This is a genomic window from Exiguobacterium sp. s152, from assembly GCF_018618335.1.
Classification (GTDB): Bacteria; Bacillota; Bacilli; order Exiguobacteriales; family Exiguobacteriaceae; genus Exiguobacterium; species Exiguobacterium chiriqhucha.
The window spans coordinates 214,189-232,593 of the sequence record NZ_JACSLX010000004.1; the positions used below are offsets into that span (position 1 = coordinate 214,189).

19 protein-coding genes are annotated in these 18,405 nt (G+C 52.0%); 9 read left to right on the forward strand and 10 right to left on the reverse strand.

What is annotated here, in order from left to right:
* The first annotated feature begins 101 nt into the window (after window positions 1–101).
* Entirely contained in the window at window positions 102–1,085 is a 984-nt protein-coding gene (guaC, locus tag KNP72_RS09530) for a GMP reductase (protein ID WP_021067936.1), read from the forward strand.
* Between the two features lie 30 nt (window positions 1,086–1,115).
* Here the strand turns inward: guaC and KNP72_RS09535 are convergent, their stop codons facing one another.
* The 4 genes from KNP72_RS09535 to KNP72_RS09550 are packed head-to-tail and all read right to left on the reverse strand — an operon-like array spanning window position 1,116 to window position 6,355.
* Window positions 1,116–1,553 carry a GNAT family N-acetyltransferase gene (locus KNP72_RS09535; protein WP_214718696.1) on the reverse strand — a complete coding sequence of 146 codons (438 nt, stop codon included), beginning with the start codon at window positions 1,551–1,553 and terminating at the stop codon, window positions 1,116–1,118.
* Window positions 1,553–2,413 (reverse strand): MBL fold metallo-hydrolase, encoded by an 861-nt coding sequence (locus tag KNP72_RS09540; protein WP_214833037.1) that lies wholly within the window; start codon window positions 2,411–2,413, stop codon window positions 1,553–1,555. The genes KNP72_RS09535 and KNP72_RS09540 overlap by 1 nt, the downstream gene beginning before the upstream one ends.
* Window positions 2,400–3,158 (reverse strand): P-loop NTPase family protein, encoded by a 759-nt coding sequence (locus tag KNP72_RS09545; RefSeq protein ID WP_214718703.1) that lies wholly within the window; start codon window positions 3,156–3,158, stop codon window positions 2,400–2,402. Before KNP72_RS09545 ends, KNP72_RS09540 begins: the two co-directional genes overlap by 14 nt.
* 14 nt (window positions 3,159–3,172) lie before the next feature.
* Window positions 3,173–6,355, reverse strand: a complete 3,183-nt coding sequence (locus KNP72_RS09550; protein WP_214833039.1) for a bifunctional diguanylate cyclase/phosphodiesterase — start codon at window positions 6,353–6,355, stop codon at window positions 3,173–3,175.
* A gap of 153 nt (window positions 6,356–6,508) precedes the next feature.
* Between KNP72_RS09550 and KNP72_RS09555 the strand changes: the two genes are divergently transcribed.
* Window positions 6,509–6,820 (forward strand): hypothetical protein, encoded by a 312-nt coding sequence (locus KNP72_RS09555; RefSeq protein WP_214718705.1) that lies wholly within the window; start codon window positions 6,509–6,511, stop codon window positions 6,818–6,820.
* 41 nt (window positions 6,821–6,861) lie between these two features.
* Here KNP72_RS09555 and KNP72_RS09560 read toward each other — a convergent pair whose 3' ends face one another.
* Complete coding sequence (locus KNP72_RS09560) at window positions 6,862–7,854, reverse strand: LLM class flavin-dependent oxidoreductase (RefSeq protein WP_214718706.1); 993 nt, start codon at window positions 7,852–7,854, stop codon at window positions 6,862–6,864.
* Window positions 7,855–8,128: 274 nt separating this feature from the next.
* Between KNP72_RS09560 and KNP72_RS09565 the strand changes: the two genes are divergently transcribed.
* Together KNP72_RS09565 and KNP72_RS09570 are read left to right on the forward strand one after the other, a co-directional pair.
* Window positions 8,129–9,505, forward strand: coding sequence for a YjiH family protein (locus tag KNP72_RS09565; protein WP_214718708.1), 1,377 nt, complete (start codon window positions 8,129–8,131; stop codon window positions 9,503–9,505).
* A 72-nt stretch (window positions 9,506–9,577) separates the two neighbouring features.
* Window positions 9,578–10,234, forward strand: coding sequence for a C39 family peptidase (locus tag KNP72_RS09570; RefSeq protein WP_214833041.1), 657 nt, complete (start codon window positions 9,578–9,580; stop codon window positions 10,232–10,234).
* Here KNP72_RS09570 and KNP72_RS09575 read toward each other — a convergent pair.
* Window positions 10,222–11,031 (reverse strand): hypothetical protein, encoded by an 810-nt coding sequence (locus tag KNP72_RS09575; protein WP_214718712.1) that lies wholly within the window; start codon window positions 11,029–11,031, stop codon window positions 10,222–10,224. The two genes, KNP72_RS09570 and KNP72_RS09575, sit on opposite strands and share 13 nt — an antisense overlap.
* A gap of 96 nt (window positions 11,032–11,127) precedes the next feature.
* Here KNP72_RS09575 and rluF point away from each other — a divergent pair, with 96 nt between their 5' ends.
* Window positions 11,128–11,838: a 23S rRNA pseudouridine(2604) synthase RluF gene (gene rluF, locus KNP72_RS09580; protein ID WP_214710769.1), complete on the forward strand. Its 711-nt coding sequence runs from the start codon at window positions 11,128–11,130 to the stop codon at window positions 11,836–11,838.
* Between the two features lie 30 nt (window positions 11,839–11,868).
* Here the strand turns inward: rluF and KNP72_RS09585 are convergent, their stop codons facing one another.
* Window positions 11,869–12,192 (reverse strand): hypothetical protein, encoded by a 324-nt coding sequence (locus KNP72_RS09585; protein WP_251128955.1) that lies wholly within the window; start codon window positions 12,190–12,192, stop codon window positions 11,869–11,871.
* 146 nt (window positions 12,193–12,338) lie between these two features.
* Window positions 12,339–12,749, reverse strand: a complete 411-nt coding sequence (locus KNP72_RS09590) for a hypothetical protein (RefSeq protein ID WP_214833044.1) — start codon at window positions 12,747–12,749, stop codon at window positions 12,339–12,341.
* 121 nt (window positions 12,750–12,870) lie between these two features.
* On the opposite strand from KNP72_RS09590, the gene KNP72_RS09595 reads away from it, so the two are divergent.
* Window positions 12,871–13,197: a hypothetical protein gene (locus tag KNP72_RS09595; protein ID WP_214833046.1), complete on the forward strand. Its 327-nt coding sequence runs from the start codon at window positions 12,871–12,873 to the stop codon at window positions 13,195–13,197.
* A 227-nt stretch (window positions 13,198–13,424) separates the two neighbouring features.
* Here the strand turns inward: KNP72_RS09595 and KNP72_RS09600 are convergent, their stop codons facing one another.
* On the reverse strand, window positions 13,425–14,174 hold the full coding sequence (locus KNP72_RS09600; protein WP_214718718.1) for an SDR family NAD(P)-dependent oxidoreductase: 750 nt from the start codon (window positions 14,172–14,174) through the stop codon (window positions 13,425–13,427).
* A gap of 122 nt (window positions 14,175–14,296) precedes the next feature.
* Here KNP72_RS09600 and KNP72_RS09605 point away from each other — a divergent pair, with 122 nt between their 5' ends.
* Complete coding sequence (locus KNP72_RS09605; RefSeq protein ID WP_214833047.1) at window positions 14,297–14,923, forward strand: TetR/AcrR family transcriptional regulator; 627 nt, start codon at window positions 14,297–14,299, stop codon at window positions 14,921–14,923.
* 26 nt (window positions 14,924–14,949) lie between these two features.
* Here KNP72_RS09605 and gloA2 read toward each other — a convergent pair whose 3' ends face one another.
* Window positions 14,950–15,330 (reverse strand): SMU1112c/YaeR family gloxylase I-like metalloprotein, encoded by a 381-nt coding sequence (gloA2, locus tag KNP72_RS09610; RefSeq protein ID WP_214801787.1) that lies wholly within the window; start codon window positions 15,328–15,330, stop codon window positions 14,950–14,952.
* A 279-nt stretch (window positions 15,331–15,609) separates the two neighbouring features.
* Here gloA2 and htpG point away from each other — a divergent pair, with 279 nt between their 5' ends.
* Window positions 15,610–17,478, forward strand: coding sequence for a molecular chaperone HtpG (gene htpG / locus KNP72_RS09615; protein WP_214833049.1), 1,869 nt, complete (start codon window positions 15,610–15,612; stop codon window positions 17,476–17,478).
* Between the two features lie 96 nt (window positions 17,479–17,574).
* The gene (locus tag KNP72_RS09620; RefSeq protein ID WP_214833051.1) at window positions 17,575–18,372 is read left to right on the forward strand and encodes an SRA domain-containing endonuclease; all 798 of its coding nucleotides are present in this window, start codon (window positions 17,575–17,577) and stop codon (window positions 18,370–18,372) included.
* Window positions 18,373–18,405 lie beyond the last annotated feature (33 nt).

Below are 18,405 nucleotides of genomic sequence, written 5' to 3' on the forward strand. Positions count from 1 at the left end.
ATATCCCTTTGACATATGCTCTAATTTACGTTACATTACCGAATGGGCGAAGTATTTATCATTCAACGAACCAAATTGTTCGTAAATAGGGGTGTGACAACATGGATAAAGTATTTGATTATGAAGATATTCAATTAATTCCCGCAAAATGTGTCGTCGACAGCAGATCTGAATGTGATGCGAGCGTGACGCTCGGCGGCTTCACGTTCCGTCTGCCGGTCGTTCCAGCCAATATGCAGACCATCATCGATGAGAACGTCGCTCGGTCTCTTGCCGAGAACGGCTATTTCTATATCATGCATCGCTTCAACCCAGAGACGCGACTCCAGTTCATCGAGGACATGCATGGGCGTGGCTTGTATGCATCGATTAGCGTCGGTGTGAAAGAGGACGAATATCGTTTCGTCGAGATGCTTGCGGAAGCCGGACATACGCCGGAATTCATTACGATTGATATTGCGCATGGTCATTCGAATGCGGTCATCCGGATGATTCAACATATCAAACACCATCTTCCAAGCTCGTTCGTGATCGCCGGTAACGTCGGGACACCAGAAGCAGTCCGAGAACTCGAACATGCCGGGGCAGATGCGACGAAGGTCGGCATTGGGCCAGGGAAAGTATGTATCACGAAAATCAAGACGGGCTTCGGCACCGGCGGGTGGCAACTCGCCGCGCTCCGTTGGTGTGCCAAGGCGGCGACAAAACCGATTATCGCGGATGGGGGCATCCGGACACATGGCGACATCGCCAAATCGATTCGCTTCGGGGCATCGATGGTCATGATCGGTTCGCTGTTCGCTGGACACGACGAGTCTCCGGGTGAGACGTTCGAACAGGACGGGAAGTTGCTCAAAGAATACTTCGGGTCGGCTTCTGAATTCCAAAAAGGGGAACGGAAAAACGTCGAAGGCAAGAAAGTGTTCGTTGAGCATAAAGGGGCGCTCCAAGACACGTTGACCGAGATGGAGCAAGACCTCCAGTCGGCTATCTCTTACTCGGGTGGGGACAATCTCGATGCATTGCGCACCGTCGATTACGTCATGGTGAAAAACTCAATCTTTAACGGGGATAAAGTATATTGAAAAGAGGCGACTCACACGAGTCGCCTTTTTTCAATCAGCTGTCAGTTGCTTCGTCATCATATAGTAGTCCGATCCCGGCGGATAATCATAGAGCACGCCGGCGACTTCATAGCCGAAGCGCTCATAAAATGTCTTCGCTTGAAACGAGAACGTCGTCAATTTGACGCGCGTCGCCCCGAGTTCACGGGCCAACCGTTCCCCTTCCTTGAGCAGACGGCTCCCTAGGCCAGTCCCCGCATGTTCTGACGCGACCCAGAGTCGGTCCAAGTCGAACCAGCCCCAATAGACGCTCCCGAACAACCCCGCGATTACGTCCCCGTCCTGTTCCACTTTCAACTGAACGACCGGGACGTCGGCGTTGCGGATCTCGCGATGGTGTACCGAATGAGCGTCATTGAATATCCGCAATCGACTCGTCAAAAATTGTTGAAACGCTTCGTCCTCATCATGAATTCGTTTGATGTTCATCACGCTTCCTCGCTCGAACCGTTCACGAAGAACGAGATCAACTCTTGTACTTCTTCGTCGACGGTCCGACCTGTCAGACGTTCGTATTGAGCGGTTATCGCTTCTTTATTTCCTGGGAAATTCGTGGTGATTCGGGCTAAATGGCGTAAAACGTCTCGGTCTTTCTCATATTCTGCACGGGTCACGACTTGACCGTGTGACCAGACGTACGCTTCGGCCTCGAACTGATCGAGCAGGTCTAAGAGACGCAATGTCCGTGCCGGGGTCATTCGCCAAGTCGGCGCGTACAAGTTCGCATAGAGGGCATCCCCTAAAAACAACACCTTTTCCTCTGGTACATAAGCCACGACTGCATCGGCAGCGTGATCTCCACCAACGTGCTTCAGAATGACGTGTACCCCGCCGAGGTCGAGGGTGAGCGTATCATCGAACGTCAGCGTCGGTAAGACGACGCGCATCGATCGCTCTTCTCCATATTCGAGTTTGATCGCTTCCGCGCAAAACGCGATCTCGCTTCCGTCTTCGACCCGTTCGGCTAAGGAAGCATCGTCCCACGCATAGGGCAGCAATCGTTCCATCCCGCCTTTTGTCGCCGTGCTCGCGACGGAGACAATGTCGGTCAGCGCCGACAATCCAAAGATATGATCCCAATGCCAATGCGTCAACATGACGATTGACGGTCGTTTGATGCCCCGTTCGGTCAAGGCATCTAGAAATAAAATCGTGTGCGCCTCAGAGTTCCCCGCATCAATCATGAGCGTATGTGTGTCGCCGACGACGGCCCCTAAGATGGGACGGTCGGTCTTCGCGACCGGTTCCATATACCAAAACCGGTCCGAATGCTGCTTAAGTGTCTGCATGATCGGCCTCCTCTCTACTCCGTAATGCGTCGAGCGCTTCGAACGCCCCCCGTTCGTCATTGACGAGGCGAATCGTCCGGACCGGCAAACGCTCTAACAAGCTCAATTCACGCCGTTGCCGGTCTTTCAACAGTTGAATCGTCCCTTCAATCCCGTCCAATCCGTTTGCCTGAGCGTAAGCGCGAGTCGTGTAATACTCGACGAAACCACGTTGCCACTCTGTAGGCCGTTCCGCATAGACATCGCGAAACACGGTCGGAACGTCGACTGTCTCTAAATAGACGACAGTCGGGTCGAGCGGGGCCAGTAAGTCTGCCACCGTCTCGATATAGGCTTCAATCTGCTCGTTCGGGACGTCTTGGGCCACCATGCCGATTGTGAACGGGTTTTGCAGGAAGGCACATTCGAATACGTACGTACCGTCCTCTCCTTTGACCCGTTCCACGAAACGACGCCAACGGCCGATCATCAGTTCAACATGTATATCGAACGGCAGCTCATAGACGTCGACTCCAGAACGACGTTCGTTCGGACGATATCGTATGAATCGACCGTTTCCGTCTTGATCGATGACCTCGCCTTCCGTCATACCGTCTGCTTCGACCCAATAGACGTCATGAACATCGACCGGATGTGACGCATCGATTTCCGAATAAAACGTATAGCCTGGTGTCGTAGCGAGTGTTTCCGCGAACGTCGTCTTCCCGCTCCCTGGTAATCCTTCGATCAGCCATAATTTGCTCATATGATACCTCCGTATCAATTTTCTTGATGGGAGTCGTACACGTAATACCCATCCCCACCGCAATTTTTAGCGACGTACATCGCCGCATCCGAGTGATGAATCATCGCATCGAGCGAAGCGTGGTCTTCCGAACAAGCGACGCCTATGCTGGCCGACAACCGCAAGGACAAGCCATCTCCGACGTTCATTTCCTGGGAAATGAGACGATTCAACTCCTCAAATCGGTCTGCTCCAACTATTTCTCGCTCCGTATCGATGACGATTAAAAACTCGTCGCCTGCGAAGCGATACGCCTTCCCGTCATACATTTGACTGAACGAGCGAATCCGTCGTGCCGTCTCGATGAGCACTTCGTCCCCGATCAGATGACCGTAGGAATCGTTTACTTGTTTAAAATCATCCAAATCGATGAACAACAGCACGACCGACTGCTTCCGATTCATCTTTTGTCTCATGTCGGTCATGAACGAGTGCCGGTTCGCCAATTTCGTCAAACTGTCTTGGGTGATGAGTTCGATGACTTCCTGATGCTTACGTTCGCGCCGAATCTCGTTCTCCATCCACCGGGTCACGAGCAATATCGTATCCGTCATCTCGTTGATCGTCGCTGCGTCGACGACGTCGTTCAAGCTACCCTGTTCGGCCAAGAACACGACCCAACCGAACGTCTTGCCATCATTGGACAACGGCAGACTGATCATCGAGCTAAACTCGATTCCATCGATCACAAGTTCGGCACGACCTAATTTTTGGTGCCCGATTGTCGTCAAAGCATGAAGTTGTTGCAGGGCATCACTCGTCCAGTCGAGCCTGCCTTCCCCGTCCTCGGATAAGACGCGATGTTTCGACTCCGTCGAGAAGACGACGGCATGGGAATAGCCGATCCAGCCGCGGAGCACCGTCTGAATCCGTTTTAGTTTATTGCCGAACGGTTCATGAAGCGCCGTCACCTCATACAGCGACTCGAGCGTCTGTTGACGTTGGGCCTGGGCCCGTGTCTGTTCCGTCAATTCGATTTCAGCCATGACCCAACGCGCGAAATCTTCAAGCGACTGCAACGCTGCCTCGTCAAACGTGCGAGCTCGTTCGTCCGTCACACAAAGCGTGCCGATGACATGTCCGCTTCGCGTCGTGAGCGGAACACCGGCATAAAAACCGAGGTTTTCAAGCAACGGATTGTTTGTCCCGGCCTCAGACGTCTGCACATCCTCGATGACAACCGACGATTGGCCAGTCACGACCCGATCACACAGCGTCCATTCCCGGTCCACGTGTGGGCTCTCAAGCAAGGGACCCGCGCAGGACTTGAACCATTGTTGGTCTGTCGTCAAAATCGAGATGAGCGCGACCGGCATGTTCAGCGTGCGCGCGACAAGTCGCGTAATCCGATCATAGCGCTCCTCTCGCGGAGTGTTTAAAATCTCAAGGCGCAGAATCGTCTTCAAACGCTCGGCTTCTTGTTCATCAAGTACCGTCGATGGAGAAGTCGTGGCCAACTCGAGTTGCCGCAGCGCCGCATGTTGATAGACGAGCGCATCGAGCGCCTGTTGGAGATCATTTAGTGGGAGTGGACGACTGAAGAAATACCCCTGAATCTCATCACAACCGAGCTGTTCCATCACCCGGTACTGCGCTTCCGTCTCGACCCCCTCGGCCGTGACCTCTAAATTCAATTTTTTAGCGAGTGAGACAATCAATTTGACGATTTCATACTCTTTCAGGCCGTTGTCTTTATCCAATTGACTGATGAATGAGCGGTCGATTTTAATGCCGTCAATCTCAAACATCTTCAAGTAATTGAGGGAAGAGTAGCTGACGCCGAAGTCGTCAATCAACACGCGAAAGCCTTTCGTTTTCAAATAGTCGACCGTCTGAATACCAAGGAGCGGTTCTTGCATGAGCGTATGTTCCGTGATCTCAAACTCGAACTGTTCTGGTCTCAACCCGTATGTCGCGAGCACCTGTAATAACTGTTTGATATAGTCTTGTCGAAACAACACCGGGGATACGTTGACCGCGACACGTCGCCCTGCAAACAGATCCGGTTGCTCCATCATGTCACGACAGACTCGGTCGAAAACGAACCCGGTAATGTCTTCAATCAAGAGTGACGTTTCGGCAATCTTAATGAACGTTTCCGGTGAAACGTTACCGAGCGTCGCACTGTGCCACCGCACGAGCGCCTCAAAATGAACCATCCCGTCCTGACAGCCAACTTTCGGTTGATAGACGACGCTCAGTTCATCTGCTTTCAGTCCCTTGATGAGTTCCATCTCAATCGTCATCTCATCGATATAATGTTGGACGTAATCGTCCTTTTCGTACACTTTGATGATTTGCTTGCCCGCTTGTCTCGCTTCGAGGAGCGCCGTTGACGCATTCATGATGACCCGGTCGGCGTCCTCGCTCCCCGCGCTGATTCCGAGACAACCGGATAAAGCGAACTCGGTCTCGGCCACTTGGTAGGTGTACGCTGCGATGGCCGCAAGCAATAGTTCCCCATGTATCGTCGCCGTCTCGATTGAGGTGTAGGGCAGCACAGCGATAAAATCTTCACCGTCTACGCGTCCGATAATCGATCCTTTCGGCAACAGGTCCGATAAGTGCCGCGTCACCTCTTTAATCAGGCGATGAGATTGTTCCACGCCTTGCAAGGACAAGATGATTTTAAACCGGTTGATGTGCAACCGCATGACGCTCGTCACTTCCGCTCCTTCTCGTTGCGTGAACAGCTTCTCGAGCTCGAGCTTCACTTTCATCAAGTTCGGCATCCCGGTCAAATAATCGATGTTCTCGATGCTGCTCAATAGCTTCATCTCTGCCTCTTCCGATAAATCGGTCGTCAGCCCTAACACATAACGCACGTTACCCGCCTCATCTTCGAGCGGCATGAGGACCGATGATGCGAAGCGGGCCGTATTGGCCTCGATGTTCATCTGCGACATGAAATAGACCGGTGCATGCGTCGCGACGACTTCGTCATAATGCACGATTAACTCGTTGGCGACATCGACCGCATACATATCATGTAAATACAAGCCACTCACATCGTCCGGGAGCGAGGACGCCAGTTTCCCCTGTTCACTGACGCGTGCGTAACGATATCCCTCAGGTGTCACTTCCATCAAAAACACCATCCGGTATAATTGAACGAATACGTCAAACAAATAGTGCGGGTCAATCTTCATCTGCTGCATACTGTACCTCCAGGCAATCTCCGTTTCTTCTAGTTTAGTGGTTTTAGCCGGTCTTGTTCACGAAACCGTTTAAAAAAAGGGGAAGACGTTTTTAACGAGCGGGCAATAATCGGGTATAGATAAATAAACGTCACAAAAGTGAGGTGAACCATCATGCTCAGTCGAAACGTCTATCCACAGACACAGCCAGGAAAATGGTCGGTTCTCTTGTTGCTTGCGGTGTTCGTGCTCTTATTCGTGTCTGCTCTCATCGTCCAATCCGCTCAACCGTTCAACTTCGACACGTTATTCGACAATACGTGGGCGGCCGTTGTCTCGATGTTGGCCATCGCCGCCGCACTCGGTGCGTTCGTAGTCGGGATGTATACCATCTTACGCAATCACGAACGTTCGGTCGCCGTCTTCTTTACCGTCTCGCTCGGCGGGCTTGTCGCTTTGTTCGTGCTCATGCAACTGTTCCTCTAACTGACAAACGCACCTTTCCGTTAGGAATAGGTGCGTTTTTGTCATAGAAGTTCTTTGGCGAGCAACCGATAGACGTTCAAGCGGTTCTCTTGTGTATGCTGGATGCTGCAGATCATCGCCTCATCAAATCCATAATGGGCCGATTCTTCCTGCAGTTGCGTCGCAATCTGCTTCGGTGTCCCGACGAGATGGATTTTCCGGTTGTTGGCGATTTGAATCTTGTCGATCTCGGTGAGCGGATAGTCGTGTGCCGCCTCCGGGCTCATCAATTGGCGGAGCTGCCCTTTCATCAAGAACAGGCGTGATAAATCCGACGGACGTGCCAAATACTCGGCCTCTTCTTCCGTCTCAGCCGTCGTGACGAGATATGTGACGCTGATGTCCGGCTTCTCCATGAAAGCGGACGGGGTGAAATGCTGACGATACGCGTCGAGCGCCGCGACACTCAGCTCCCCATTGAAGAATTGAGCGAAGGAATAGCCGAGCCCCATCCGGCCTGCTTGGATGGCGCTGTTCCCGCTCGATCCGAGGAGCCATGCCTCAGGAAGTGACACACCCGTCGGCGCTGCCGGCGTATTCTTATACCATCGTTCTTCCGGCGCCTCATCGTTGATGAGTTGGAGTGTCGTCCCGAGCTTTTCATACAGGCCGTCCATCATCGGTTTTTGACCCTGCGACATCGCGTAGATGGCGTTCGCGTCCCCACCCGGTGCCCGGCCGACCCCGAAGTCGATACGTCCCGGTGCGAGCGCGCTGAGCGTCTTGAACACTTCGGCCATTTTGAGCGGGGAATAGTGCATCATCATGATTCCACCTGAACCAAGACGAATTCGTTCTGTTTTGGCCGCAATATAAGCCGCGACGACTTCCGGTGCCGAGCTGGCAAACGACATGCCACCGTGATGTTCGGCCATCCACATCCGGTAATAGCCGAGCTCTTCTGCCAATTGGGCCAGTTCGACCGCACTTTGTAACGCATGTTCTGACGTATGTCCGGATGTCACCGGCGCTTGATCCAATACACTTAATCTCATCTGTATCGCTCCGTTCCTAAAGTATATATGGTGAATATCTCGATTTTGTAAGACTCGCCGTCATCATACTAAAGTGAGCCGGAGAATACGAATAGTTCGCTCTTGAGAACGCTTTCTATATTTCAGAAGATTACAACGAATTGTTGCCGGCTCGCTGTTCACTTCTCTATAATGAACGGGAAGAAGCTATTCCTTCATAGCAATTCACGTAACGCACGATGGGGACGTGCCAGTGAAGCGCACACTACACTTTCGGGGAAAAGGGGTTAATTGAATGAATCACACACCAAACCGGTCCGGTCATGACGGGCCCAGATTCACATCAGCAGATTACATGAAATTCATCATTCCATCGTTAATCGGGATTCTATTCTTCATCGTCCCAATCCCGTCTGGTGACGGGTTCACCATTCCGGTCGCCTTTTTATCGAACTGGCTGATTGATTTGATTGGCGACTTCGTACCGACGATTGCCGTCATCATGATGGGTATCTCGGTCGTCGGCTCACTCATCGCGTATGCGGTCAAACCGGTGTTCATCTTAGAGCGCCCTCATTTGAACATGTTGTTCAACGTCACACCGTTCTGGTTTGTGATGCGGGTCATCGGTTTCATCGCCGGCGTCATGACATTACTCGTCATCGGTCCTGAGGCAATCACGTCCGAGTTCACGGGCGGATTGTTGTTATATGATTTAATCCCGATTTTGTTCGCGACGTTCTTGTTCGCCGGGATGTTATTACCGCTCCTGTTGAACTTCGGGCTGCTCGAGTTCGTCGGAACGATGCTCATCAAAGTGATGCGCCCGCTGTTCCGCCTCCCGGGTCGGGCCTCGCTTGACGCGCTCGCGTCTTGGGTCGGGGACGCCACAATCGGAATTTTATTGACGACGAGACAGTACGAAGAAGGCTATTACACGAAACGAGAAGCCTCGATTATCGCCACGACTTTCTCCGTCGTGTCGATCACGTTCACAATCGTCATCTTGTCGTACATGGAGCTCGACGCCTACTTCCCGCATTATTATGGCACGATCATCCTATCCGGTATCGTCGCCGCGCTCATCATGCCGCGCATCTATCCGTTGTCCCGTAAGCCCGACACGGCGTATGAAAAGACGGAGTTGAAACCGGAAGAACCGGTGCCGGCGAATGTCCCAATGCGCGTCTGGGCACTGCGTCAAGCATTGCTCAAATCAAAATCGAGTAAAGGGGCCGGCGCCACGTTCAAGGACGGGTTCCAAAACGTGCTCGACATGTGGCTCGGCATTTTGCCGGTCGTCATGGCCGTCGGAACGATCGCGCTCGTCATCGCTGAACATACATCATTGTTCACGATTCTCGGCAAGCCGTTCGAACCGATTCTCATGTTGTTGCAAGTGCCAGAAGCAGAGGCCGCGGCCCAGACGATGGTCGTCGGGTTCGCCGATATGTTCTTGCCGGCCGTGCTCGGCAGCGGCATCGAGAGCGAGTTGACGCGATTCGTCATCGCCTGTGTGTCCGTCACCCAGCTCATCTTCATGTCTGAGGTCGGCGGACTGTTGCTCGGCTCGAAATTGCCAATCTCGTTCTTCGATCTCGTTCTCATCTTCTTGTTACGGACGATCATCACGTTACCGATTATCGTCGGGATTGCCCATCTCATCTTTTAACGACAACACGCCCGTTCTCTCATTCCAGAGGACGGGCGTTGTTTGTATAATAAAGAAAAAGGGAGGTGCGTCATGGACGAAAATTATGCCGGCCAGCTCGAAGTGGCAAAGAAAGGTTACGCTGGAATCATCGACCCCAAGGCCTACGTGAACGACCGCTATCACGGCCATTGGACGGTCAAGAGCGAGAAGCGCATCAACGGGGTTCCAGTGTTGCTTCAAAAAGCGTTCAACGGGGGCAAGAACAATTGTACACTCACCTCGATGACGTCTATTTTCCGCTATTACCATGACCTTGGCTATGAGCGCATCCCGGAGGACGTAATCGAGATTCAACGAGACGCACGTGAGATTGCGCTCGCTCATCAGTTCAAAGATGAGAAAGGCACACCGCCGACTCGAATCAGTACGATTGTTACGAAACTATGGGCCCATTACGGCTACAAAGGGCACAGCAGCTCACGTTATTTATGGAAATGGTCGACGTTCGAGCGCGAACTCGAGTCCGACCGCCCTTTCATCCTGAATATGGCGAACGGGTTTTATAAAAATCACTCTGTCACTGGGATCGGCTATATCATCTTCCACAAACCCGGCTTTCCCGACGTCATCTTGCTCGAGGTGCTCGATAACCGCTCCCGCGACATCCGCTATATCGATTTCAACGAGTTCAACTTTTGGGGCAGCATCACGCGCGTGTATCCGCCACAGGACGTTCAGGAGAAATAACGACGAGCGCTCGCTTCGATGGCCGACCCGATTTGCATCAGATGCTCCCGTTTCGCATACGAGCCATGGTGGAGCCCAAACGCGTCTCGACCGTTCCCGAGACCGACGAACACTTCGGACGGTTTGACATGCAGTCCGACCATCGGGACATGGAGCGTCGCATGATAACCGAGCTCGAACCGGGCACTCGGATACGCGTCCAGCCGTTCACTGTGCGTGAACCCATTAAATGCCGCACAGTTATCACGCCCAAGGACGATCAAACGGGACGGGTTCACATAACGAATCGTCCGTTCGAGCAAATCGAGCGATGTCGGGTGCTCCATCCATTGGCGTCCTGTTCGCAATTGGCCCATCTGACGCGACGTCGCATATTTGAAAAAGTCGACATGGAGCGCGGACCCGTCGTAGAACGAGCGACCCATACCTTCGAGCAGGGCCTCGAGTTTCGCCCCTCCCGGTTTGCCGAACCAGCTCGTCGTCGCCCGTCCGGCCTCGAAGTAAGCCGCGGCGTAGTGAAGTGTCGCGTCAAGCGCGTTGTCATCTTGCAAGTAGACATCGAGTGATTCGTCACGCCAATAGAACTTTTGTGACTCTCCTCTACGAACGGTTCCGTCCCGTTCAAAAAATTCGCCGCGCGACGGATTCGTCCCGACGGTGAGCCACTGTCGCTCCGTCGGGCGCCCATACCATAGGACCGGAGAGGCCCCCTCAATCAATTCCGCCTGAAACGACGACGTCATGAGCGCTTGTTGAAATCGAATCGCGTCTTGCAATAGCAATCGTGCTTGATCCATCGTGCCACATCCTCTCTACTCGTTCGTTTCCCGCTTTCAGGCACATGTAAAATACGTTATAGTGAGAGGACGAAGCCAAAAAAAGGACGTGGATCTATGCGTATCAATAAATTCATCAGTGAATCCGGCAAGGCGTCCCGCCGCCAAGCCGACCGTCTCGTCGAAGAAGGACGGGTTACCATCAACGGGAAGAAAGCGAAAATCGGCGACCAAGTGAACCCAGGGGACGAAGTGCTCGTCAACGGTTCGGCCGCCCGTGTCGCACGAAACAACGTTTATATCGCCGTTCATAAACCGGTTGGCATCACGAGCACGACCGAGAAGAAAGTCAAAGGCAACTTGGTCGATCTCGTCAACCACCCGCTCCGCATCTTCAATATCGGCCGTCTCGATAAAGACTCGGAAGGGCTCATCTTGATGACGAACGACGGTGATATCGTCAACGAGATTCTTCGCGCCGAGGGTGAGCACGAGAAAGAATACATCGTCTCAGTCGATAAGCCAATCACTCCGGAGTTCGTCGAACAGATGGAAGCCGGCGTCAGAATCCTCGGCCAGAAGACGTTGCCGTGTAAAGTCCACCAACTGTCGAAGTTCGATTTCAACATCACGCTGACACAAGGGCTCAACCGCCAAATCCGTCGCATGTGTGAAGCGCTCGGTTACGAAGTGTACCGCCTTCAGCGCGTACGTGTCATGAACATCACGCTCGGCAAGCTCCCGCCCGGACAATGGCGCGACCTGTCGAAAAAAGAGCGTGAGCAGTTGTTCCGCGAATTGAATTACGAACCGAAAGAATGGTATTAAAACAAGCCCAGACGCTTTTGTCTGGGCTTGTTATCGTTCATAGAGCGATGCGACATGGGCGGTCTCTCGTCGGATGAAGCGTTTGAGTTGAGCGCATAAGTCATCGAGCTGCCCCATCGTCGTCTCGAACTTGAAGGTCGCATGGAAGTGGTCGAACGGATCGTGTTGCCTCTCGTCATGGATGAAGACGTCGACTTGAATCATGCCTGTCCGATCAATCAGCGTGAACGTGAGGCTGATTTTATGGTCATCCGCATCCGGGTCCAACAACTGCCAAATCACGGGTTCCTTGCCCCAGGTGTTGTTGAATCCAGCAATCGAGTCAATCAGTTCTTGCAGTGTCTCGTCCTGCATATATACATCTTAATTGCTCGAACAGACGGATGCATGGAGCTGAAGCCTAATCTGGTAAAACTGCTCGGTCTCATCCATCCAAATCCGTTCCATCTCAAATTGAGTTTTCACTTTCTACACCCGCTTTCTCGTTTTGACTTGGCCACTTATTCTGGGCGAAGCGATTCGACCCAATCGGTTTCGCACGCCAAGAATGCCGACAGTTGTCGCTGCAACTCATCCATCTGCCCCATCGTCGTCTCGAACGAGAACGTCGCCTTCATGTCTCCACCATCGCCTTTCATTTGTTCCATCTCAATATTGACCCGAACGGTCCCTCGCGCATTCGCCAGTTCGAACCTTAACGAGACGTGAACGAGCGGGACATCGAGCGCCCAAGTCTCAGGTGACTTCCCGTTTCGTGCATTGAACGCCCGTAACGTGGAGACGAGTGATTCGATGTCGGCACCTGTGACATATTCGTCCACCGTGACCGCGCACCATTTCCCTTTCAGCGTCAATTCGACTTCCATTTCCAACACGTCTTCCCAAATCCGTCTCAGTTTGAACTGTTCCACCCTCGTCCCCCATTCTCTCATTTCGATTATATCATGTCGTTTCCACGAAACCCGTCAACTTTTGGTCAAAACGGGAATAGACCTATACAGATGATTTCGCAACGAAAAGAGGTGAATCGTCATGAATGGCGCCTTGTTCCCTCGCACCTCGGTCGGCAAGTGGTCCATCATCCTCATCGGCTTGTTCCTGGCCATGTACGTGCCTTTCCTCTTGCTCGATAACTTCGATACGACCTTCCACTCGACGCTTTGGAGCGACAACGCCGCGAACATGCTCCGGCTCAGCTATATGACCACGTTCTCCGTCCTCGGACTCGGAGCGTTCGTGACCGGCTGGTGGGCCATCTTGAAACGAAAAGAATTTGCTGTGCTCGTCTTCTTCGCGGCCGTCCTCGGCTCCGGACTGTTCATCCTCTTGATCATGGAGCTCCTCGGCATCCTCGAGTAGAAGACAAAACAAGGAGTTCGCCGCGGCGAACTCCTTGTTGTTTGCGCACTTATTTGACGATGACTTGTTTCATCTGGCTGGCGCGGCCTTTCGCATCTTCGATATGAATCGAGAGACGCTATTTTAGGAAACTCTTGATTTGTCTATCTCTAATATGGTTTTTTCGAAAAATAATTTAAAAAACAGGTCAGAGGAATTTTTCCCCTGACCTGAACGAGTTGTGTTGCTTATTTTGCTGTGACGCCCCCATCGACCGGAAGTTCGATTCCCGTGATGTGATTTGCCTCATCCGACGCGAGGAAGAGGACGGCCGTCGCCACTTCTTCAGCCCGACCGAGATTCGGCAAAGCGATTTGATTCAAGAAATGTTGTTTATAATCCGGGTGTTCCATGTGCGGCGCACTCATCGGTGTCACGATATAGCCCGGATGGACCGAGTTGACGCGAATGTTGTGTTTCCCGTAATCGACGGCCGCCGCTTTCGTGAGCGACCGAACGGCTCCTTTCGAGGCCGTATAGGCACCGGCACCGGCCATGCCTGTGAGCGCCGAGATGGACGAGATGTTGACGATCGACCCACCGCCGTTTTGCTCCATGAGCGGGATTGCATACTGTGTCCCGAGCATGACGCCATCGATATTGATCCGATACGTGCGCGCCCAGTCTTCCTCCGTCTGATCCAAGAACGGTTTTGCGAGCGCGATGCCCGCATTGTTGACGAGCACATCGAGCTTGCCGCACACGGACTGGACTTCGTTATAAATGTTTTCCCAATCGTTGCGTGACGTGACGTCGTGTTGAAGCGCAATCGCCTCGCCACCATTCGACCGAATTGTCTCCACGACGTGCGTCACCGCTTCAAGATTGATGTCCGTCGCGACGACAGTCGCCCCTTCTCGTGCGAACAGCTTGGCCGTCTCCTCACCCATGCCACTGCCTGCCCCTGTAATGACCGCTACTTTCCCCATTAACCGCATAATCCCAGCTCCATTTCTTTAAATATGATAGTCTAACTATCATTATAGTAGTCGATGCACATTCGATTCTCAACGAAACTGCCTCGACACGGTATAATAACGAGATACAAAGAGGTGATTTCATGAGTAAACGACAACAAAATAAAGAAGAGCGAATGAATCGTATCATCGAGCAAGCCGAGGTGCTCTTTTTACAAGATGGATTTGAACGGGTGCAAATGCAGGACATCGCTGACGCGTCCGAGCTCGGGGTCGCGACACTGTTCCGTTACTTTCCGAAAAAAGACCAATTGATCGTTGCTGCGGCCGTGCGCAATTTGGCACCGACGCTCGATGCGTTCAAACAACTGACGAGCCGGCCTGGAAGTGCCTACTCGCGGCTCGAGGCGATTCTCGACTATCTGCTCGACCAACAAGTGAAGCGGACGAGTCATTCTCGTTTCCGTGAGGCGTTCGAGAGTTATGCTTCGTCCGTCGCAAGTCCCCTTCCCGGGATTGACGACTATATCGAATTGCAGCGCGAAATCATGGAGACGCTCGAACCGCTCATCGCGGACGGGAAGACGGACGGTTCGCTTCGGAGCGATCTCGACGTGAAAGCAACCGTCGTCACCATCATCAACGCGTTCGGGACGTTCGGCAACAATATCATTTTGAAGTCTCACATCAGTTATTTAGAGGACGACATCGAGCCCCTCATCCAACAGCGGGTGTTGCGAGAGATGCTCTTGTCTTACGTGCGCCCATAACGAAAGCCCCTTCGTGTGAAGGGGCTTTATTCGTGCAGTTCGAGCGGCAGACCGTCCGGGTCAAAGAAGAACGTCATCTTCTCGCCCGTGAACGTGTCAAACCGAATCGGTTCCGTCGTGACACCGTGCGCATTCAGTTCAGCGACGACCGACTCGATGTCGTCGACTTTAAAGGCGAGATGACGGAGTCCACACGCCTCCGGAAAGCTCGGCCGTTTCGGACTGTCCGGTTTGATGAACAGCTCGAGCTCGTACGCGCCGAGCCGCAGGTCGATCTTGTGATCGCCTTTGTCCGGACGATGATGCTCGCGGATGACGTCGAAACCGAGGATATCGATGTAGAACCGTTTCGCCTCGTCATAATTTGAGGCGATAATCGCCACGTGATGGATGGTATGTAGTTGCATCATAATCCCCCATATACAAAAAAATGAGCACCTCTCACTAGAGGTGCTCTCGAAAAGTCTACCGCGTCGAACCACGCTCCACAACGTGCTCCCGAAGGAATGTCCGCCGTCTTACATAGACCAGCTCATCGCATGTACTCAACTATAGGTGAATCTGAGCCCCTCGTCAACGTTTTGTTTGAATCGGGTTGACATCTTCCTAAAAATTAGGATAATCAATAGTGTTAGCACTCTTATCATCAGAGTGCCAAAAACGAACAATTAAAAAGGAGAACGATCATGACAAAGAAACAGTTTCAAGCCGAATCGAAACGAATTTTAGAGTTGATGGTCCACTCAATCTATACGCATAAGGACATCTTCCTCCGTGAGCTCATCTCGAACGCGAGTGACGCCATCGACAAGATGTATTACCGGGCCTTGTCAGATGAGGCAATCGACTTCAACAAGGACGACTACTTCATTAAAGTCGAGCTCGACAAAGACGCCCGCACAATCACCATCCGTGACACCGGAATCGGGATGACGGCCGACGAACTCGAATCGAACCTCGGGATTATCGCCAAGAGCGGCTCGCTCGCGATGAAGCAGGCGACGAAGATGGAAGAAGATCACAGCCTCATCGGCCAATTCGGTGTCGGCTTCTACTCGGCGTTCATGGTGGCAGACCGTGTGACGGTCCGCACCCGCTCGGTCGACAGTGAACAAGGCTACTTGTGGGAGTCGGAAGGCACAGACGGTTACACGATCGAGCCGACGGATAAGACCGACATCGGGACTGAGATCACGTTGCACGTGAAAACCGACACGGACGACGAGACATACTCATCATTCCTCGAAGAGTACGAGATTCGTTCACTCATCAAGAAGCATTCGGACTTCATCCGCTATCCGATTAAGCTCGATGTGACGAAGCACCGTCAAAAAGACGATTCAGAAGAGTACGAGGACTATATCGAAGAAGATACGGTCAACAGCATGGTGCCGATTTGGCGCAAACGGAAGAGCGAGCTGTCGGACGAGGACTACAAGGCGTTCTATCACGAGAAGCGTTACGGATTTGACGAGCCGCTCAAGCACCTTCACTTGAATGTCGACGGCTCGATTCGGTATCAGTCGATTCTCTACATCCCATCGACGGTCCCGTTCGACTATTACACGAAAGAGTTCGAGAAAGGGCTCGAGCTGTACTCGAACGGTGTCTTGATCATGGAGAAGTCGCCTGACCTGCTCCCGGACTATTTCGGTTTCGTCAAAGGGATGGTCGACTCGGAAGATCTTTCGCTCAACATTTCCCGGGAGATGCTGCAGCAGGACCGCCAACTTCGCGTCATCGCCAAAAACGTGAAGTCGAAAATCAAAGGCATGCTCGAGAAGATGCTCCAAAACGAGCGCGAAGACTACGAGAAATTCTTCGATTCGTTCGGCCGTCAGCTCAAGTTCGGCGTCTACGATCAGTTCGGTGCCGCCAAGGACGAGTTGAAAGACTTGCTCTTGTTCCACTCGTCGAACGAGAAGAAGCTCGTCACGCTCAAAGAGTACGTCGAGCGCATGAAAGACGATCAAAAGTACATCTATTACGCGACGGGTGAATCGATTCACCGCATCGACCTTCTCCCTCAGGCGGAACGCTTGAAAGAAGAAGGGTTCGAGATTCTCTACTTCACTGAAGAAATCGACGAGTTCGCCATCAAAATGCTCCAGTCGTATGACGACAAAGAGTTTAAGTCGATCGCGAGCGGTGACCTCGGGCTTGATGACGAGGCGGCCCATTCGCTCAATGAGGACAACAAGGACTTGTTCGCCTTCATGAAACAAGAACTGGGCGACCGCGTCAAAGAAGTGCGCGCATCGACACGTCTCAAGTCACATCCGGTCTGCTTGACGGTCGCCGGTGACGTCTCAATCGAGATGGAGAAGATTTTGAACACGATGCCGAATGGCGGCGGCATGAAAGCTGAAAAAGTGCTTGAAGTGAACGCCGATCACGCCATCTTCCGGACGTTACAGCGCATCTATAAGGAAGATGAAGCGAAAGCGAAACAGTATACCGATTTGCTCTATCAGCAGGCACTCCTCATCGAAGGGCTACCGATTGAAGACCCGGTCGCCTATTCGAACGCGGTGTGCGCGTTGATGGCAGAATAATTGAAAGGCAGAGGGCGACCTCTGTCTTTTTCATTTATTCGTATGGAGACGTGATACAATTTAACGTAGAAGAAATTCTTGGGAATGAGGTGTCATATGCTGTTCGAAAAAAATAAGTTGTATAAACGCTCTGAACTTCACGATCGTTACGGTGGAAGTCGACAACGAGGGATTAGTACCCCAAACAAACATAAACTCATCTTTATATTCGATAGTGGAATGGACGAAGAGTTTGGCTATAAAAATGGCTGGAATGAAGATGACGGTCTCTACTATTACAGCGGAGAAGGACAGGAAGGGAATCAATCGTTTTCTTTCGGAAATAAAGCTCTACTCAACCATGTAGAAAATGGCGAAGACGTTTATTTATTCGAATCGCTTGGACGAGGGACTTACCGCTTTGTCGATCAACTCATTTTAATTGGTTTTGATATTCAATTTGGAATTGATAAGTATCACAATCAACGAGAAGTGATCGTCTTTGCGTTTGAACCACTGCATGTAATTCAGGAAGAAGCCCATCAGTTCTCATCGACGATGCGCTATAAATCAATTGAAGAGTTAGAGGAAATTGCATCTCGCGACCCAAAACGAGCAACTGGTTTAAGCATGTCCGCTCGAAAGTTACAAGTTCGCGAACAAACAGCAGCGCTTCATTATTATGTGCTGGCTCGTACCAATAACTGTTGCGAAGCTTGTGAGAAACCAGCTCCGTTTGAAACGGAAAACGGACCTTATCTCGAGCTCCACTCGCTCTACAAAGAATCCGATGATGGCTTGTCGCAACCTGACCAAGTTGTAGCAGTTTGTCCGAACTGTCACGCTCGCCTCCATAAAGGCATAGATCGAGTAGAATTTAATCAAGATATCATCCATAAGATTCAGCAACCTTAATCTGCCGTCAGATTGAGGTTTTTTTATTGGTAA